General features: G+C 38.0%; 2 protein-coding genes. Both read left to right on the top strand.

The genetic code is table 11. From position 1 onward, the window contains the following. The first annotated feature begins 22 nt into the window (after positions 1–22). Entirely contained in the window at positions 23–1540 is a 1518-nt protein-coding gene (locus ACH2CJ_RS02020) for a 4-hydroxyphenylacetate 3-hydroxylase family protein (protein WP_394990406.1), read from the top strand. Positions 1541–1613: 73 nt separating this feature from the next. Beyond that, a complete protein-coding gene (alaS, locus tag ACH2CJ_RS02015) occupies positions 1614–4256 on the top strand; it encodes an alanine--tRNA ligase (RefSeq protein ID WP_394990405.1) in 2643 nt (880 codons plus the stop codon). The last annotated feature ends 92 nt before the right edge of the window (positions 4257–4348 follow it).

Here is a 4348-nt window from a genome sequence, read left to right as displayed (position 1 = left end):
AAAACTTATCTAATTCAACTTTATGAACAATATTAAAATAGCTTCAGGCGAAGAATATATCGATAGCCTCCGAAATAGGAAATTAAAAGTTTATCTTTTTGGCCAATTAGTCGAAAATATTGTGGAGCATCCCATGATTAGACCTTCCATAAATGCGGTTGCTGAAACTTTTGATTTGGCATTGCAAGAACCACAATTAGCATCAGCCATTTCTCCTTTTACGGGTGAACGAGTCAATCGTTTTCTGCACATTGCCCAAACTCGTGACGATGTTGTTTTGCAAAATAAAATGCAACGTCGCCTCGGACAAATCACTGGTACTTGTTTTCAGCGTTGTGTAGGAATGGATGCTTTTAATTCGCTTTTTTCGACAACTTTTGAAATCGACAAGAAATTAGGAACGCATTATCATTCCAAATTCAAGACTTTTGTTGCTGAAATGCAAAGCAAAAACTATGTAATTGGCGGTGCAATGACAGATGTAAAAGGTGATAGAAGTCTTGCCCCACATCAGCAATCCGACCCCGACTTATTTGTTCATATTACCAAACGAACCTCCGAAGGTGTTTATATTACGGGTGCAAAAGCTCATCAAACTGGTTGTCTAAATTCTCATTGGTTACTAATTATGCCTACTATTCGGCTAACTGAAAATGATAAAGATTATGCTATTGTTGGGGCGATTCCTGTTGATGCTGACGGAATTACCTACATTTATGGTCGGCAATCGTGCGATACTCGTAGCATGGAAGGAGGAGATATTGATGTTGGAAATGCCCAATACGGTGGGCAAGAAGCAATGGTAATTTTGGAAAATGTTTTTATTCCCAATCAGTTGATATTTATGAATGGCGAATACGAATTTGCTTCTATGCTTGTCGAAAGATTTACTTGCTATCACCGCCGAAGTTATGTTTGCAAAAGTGGCGTTGGTGATGTGCTAATTGGTGCTGCGGCAACTATTGCTGAATATAATGGAGCCGACAAAGCAAGCCATATCAAAGATAAATTGATAGAAATGACACATCTCAACGAAACAATTTATGCCACAGGAATTGCCGCCTCGTATCAATCAAAAGCGACACTTTCAGGGGCGTTTATGCCCGATGATATGCTGGCAAATGTATGCAAGCATCATGTTACCAAAATGCCTTATGAAATCAGTCGTTTGGCACAAGATTTAGCGGGTGGAATTGTTGTTACGTTGCCTTCTGAACAAGATTTTAGAAGCAAAGAAGTGGGTCATTTACTCGAAAAATACCTCAAAGGCAAAGCCGATGTTTCTACCGAAAATCGCATGAGAATTTTACGATTGATAGAAAATATGACAATGGGACGCAATGCCGTTGGTTATCTGACCGAGTCGATGCACGGAGCTGGAAGTCCGCAAGCTCAACGAATTCAGATAGCTCGGCAAATGCAATTAGACTTCAAAAAAAAGTTAGCAAAAGAGTTGGCAGGCATTGAAAAAAACAAAACGAAAATACTTGTAAGCGAAATAAGCGATTACTTCGGGAGAGTTTTTGACGTAAATGTGTAAATAAACTCCAATTTTTAAGCTAATTTTGCACCTCGAAATGAAATTCAACATTGATAATTAATATTTTGTACAAATGACTTCGCACGAAATTCGTAAGGCTTTTTTAGATTTTTTCAAAAGTAAAGGACATTTAATCGTTCCTTCTGCACCGTTAGTGGCAAAAAATGACCCAACGTTGATGTTTAATAACTCTGGAATGGCACAATTCAAGGATTTTTTCTTGGGAAATGGCAATCCTCCATCAAAGCGTATTGCAGATACTCAAAAATGCCTTCGAGTGAGTGGAAAACATAATGATTTGGAAGATGTAGGGTTTGATACTTACCATCATACCATGTTTGAAATGCTCGGAAACTGGTCATTTGGCGATTATTTCAAGAAAGATGCCCTCGAATGGTCATGGGAATTATTGACTGAAGTTTATAAATTACCAAAAGATAGAATCTATGTTTCGGTTTTTGGCGGCGATGAAAAAGACGGCGTGCCATTTGACCAAGAAGCATTCGATATTTGGAAAACAATGGTAAGCGAAGACCGCATTATATTAGGCAATAAAAAAGATAATTTCTGGGAAATGGGCGATACTGGGCCATGCGGGCCGTGTTCCGAAATTCATATTGATTTACGTGACCAAGAAGAAGTTGATAAAATAAATGGCAAAGAGTTAGTCAATAATGACCACCCACAAGTAGTCGAGATTTGGAACAATGTATTTATGCAATTTGAGCGTAAAGCTGACAAATCACTTGTGCCTTTGCCCGCCACTCATGTTGATACAGGCATGGGTTTTGAACGTCTTTGTATGGCGATTCAAGGCAAAAAGTCGAATTATGATACCGACGTTTTCCAAAATACGATTCAAGTAATTGAACAAATGTCAGGCAAAAAATATGGCGAAAATGGCACGCTTTCATCCGAAAGTTATGTCGATGTTGCCATGCGTGTTATCGCTGACCATATTCGTGCAGTTGCTTTCACGATGGCTGACGGACAATTGCCTTCAAATGCGAAAGCTGGCTATGTTATTCGACGGATTTTACGTCGTGCTGTGCGTTATGGCTATTCATATTTAGGTTTTGATGAACCTTTTATGACCAAACTAGTGCCTGTTTTAGCCGAGCAATTTGCTGATGTTTTTCCAGAGTTAAAGGCTCAACAAGATTTTATTGCTCGTGTAATTGAAGAAGAAGAAAAATCGTTTTTGAGAACTTTGGAATTAGGTTTAAAGAAATTGGATACGCTTTTTACAGAAAATATAGAATTTAAAACTATTAACGGTGATGCCGTATTTGAACTTTCGGACACCTTCGGTTTTCCATCTGATTTGACGGCTTTGATTGCTCGTGAAAAAGATTTTAAAATTGACGAGGCAGGTTTTCAGAAGGCTTTGCAAGAGCAAAAAGCTCGTTCGAGAAAAGATTCTACCAAAGAAGCAACCGATTGGGTAGAATTGAGCGAAGGAAATGATTTTGAATTTGTGGGCTATGACGAAGTTTCTTGTGAAGCCCAAATATTGAAATACCGAAAAGTAAAAACCAAAGTGGGCGAAGAATACCACATTGTACTTGACCGTACTCCTTTTTATGCCGAAATGGGTGGGCAAGTGGGCGATATTGGACACTTATCAATTGCTAATCATTTAATTTCAATAAAAGATACAAAAAAAGAAAATGACCTTTTTATTCATATTTCAACCGATAGAAATTTAGATGAAATATTGCAAAATTCAAACGTTGTTGTAGCACATATTGATGAAGTACGCCGTGAGAAAATTCGTTCGAATCATACCGCTACACACTTGATGTTGGCCGCCATGCGTAAAGTTTTGGGAACGCATATCGTTCAGAAAGGCTCTTATCAAGATGACAACATCACTCGATTTGACTTTTCGCATTTTTCCAAAGTTACGGATGAAGAATTGGGTAAAATTGAGGATATTGTCAATGAGAAGATTCGTGAAAATATAAAATTAGAAACCAAAGTAAATATTCCGATAGCCGATGCAGTTGCGTTAGGAGCTACCGCAACTTTTGGTGAAAAATATGGAGATTTTGTAAGAGTAATTATTTTTGATAATAACTTTTCGGTCGAACTTTGTGGAGGTACGCACGCTGCCTCAACTGGTCAAATCGGCTTGTTTAAATTTGTGTCGGAAGGTTCAGTTGCGGCAGGAGTTCGTAGGGTAGAAGCATTGACAGGCGAAAAGGCTATTTCAGTTATCAACGAACAATTAGCAATTAACAATCAATTAAAAGAAATTCTTCGTAACCAAGATTTAATTAAATCTGTTGAAACATTAATTGCAGAAAAAGCCGCTTTACAGAAAAAAGTGGAGTCTTTGGAAAATGAAAAATTACAAGAACTCAAAAATGAGTTAGCCAAAACTGTTCAAAACGTTAACGGCGTGAATGTTATTACAGCAAAAGTAAGCGTTCCTTCGGTTGATGCTTTAAAACAACTTTGCTTCGATTTGAAAAATAAATTGAGCAATTTCTATGGCGTTTTAGGAGCAGAAATTGGTGGAAAACCTCAAATTGCTGTTATTATTGACGAAGCCGTAATGAAAGACAAAAATCTTCATGCAGGAAATATCGTCAAGGAATTAGCAAAAGAAATGAAAGGTGGCGGTGGCGGGCAACCGTATTTTGCAACCGCAGGCGGAAGCGACCTCGGCGGTCTTGAGCGAGCCATTGAAAAAGGAAAAAGTTTTGTATAATTGTGGGGCGAACATTTTGTTCGCCTTTTAATTTATAAACGCATTTCCGACCTCTCTAAAAGGAGATTAGCTAAAAAAGCCCTCAAAAAAAA

Origin of the sequence: Emticicia sp. (assembly GCF_043780375.1) — a bacterium.
Lineage (GTDB): Bacteria > Bacteroidota > Bacteroidia > Cytophagales > Spirosomataceae > Emticicia.
The sequence above is the reverse complement of the archived record's forward strand: the minus strand, read 5'-3'. Positions and strand labels throughout refer to the sequence as shown.

Excerpts from the sequence above, each read along its gene's own strand:
- ACH2CJ_RS02020 (WP_394990406.1), top strand. The coding sequence starts at position 23 with ATGAACAATATTAAAATAGCTTCAGGCGAAGAATATATCGATAGCCTC.
- alaS (WP_394990405.1), top strand. The coding sequence starts at position 1,614 with ATGACTTCGCACGAAATTCGTAAGGCTTTTTTAGATTTTTTCAAAAGT.